Source organism: Brucella tritici (assembly GCF_902825325.1).
Lineage (GTDB): Bacteria > Pseudomonadota > Alphaproteobacteria > Rhizobiales > Rhizobiaceae > Brucella.
The window spans coordinates 1-551 of the sequence record NZ_CADEAR010000074.1 but is presented as its reverse complement, the minus strand read 5'-3'; the positions used below and the strand labels follow the sequence as shown (position 1 = coordinate 551).

Here is a 551-nt window from a genome sequence, read left to right as displayed (position 1 = left end):
CGAATTTTAAGAAGGGCGGGACCAATGAACACTGACGAATTGAAAGAACTCAAAAGACATATCTACGGCACATATCTTGAAAGTCCGCGCGACAGAAAATTGCGCAATATGCTGCAAGGAATGGTTGATAACGTCGATGATCACCTGAACGGTGGCGGCGGCTCTCGGCAGACTGCATTATTTGTCATTGGCGAATCCGGGAGTGGCAAATCCCATTCATTGAAACACCACTGTGGTCACATCGCAGAGTTTCAACAGAGAGAAAACGAATTTGGCGAAACCATCACGCCTTTTCTCAGTATCGAGGCATCAAGCTCATCAACCATGAAGGGGTTTGCAATCACGCTGTTGTCCGCGATGGGGCTTCCAGCAAACTCCAAGCAAACTGAGACCCAGCTGTTTTCGGCTGTGAAAACTCAGTTGAAAGCGAGAGGTATTCTCTATCTGCACGTCGATGAGGCTCAACACCTCATTCGTCACGATAGTCAGAAGGTGATTACCGAAGTCCAGGACGGGCTGAAGAGCCTTATGCAGATTCCTGACTGGCCTTT

At 48.5% G+C, this 551-nt stretch carries 1 protein-coding gene; it reads left to right on the top strand.

Annotated features, from left to right (window positions below):
- Positions 1–24 precede the first annotated feature (24 nt).
- On the top strand, positions 25–551 hold a 527-nt coding region (locus tag HWX93_RS22720; protein ID WP_176038821.1), incomplete at its 3' end, for an ATP-binding protein.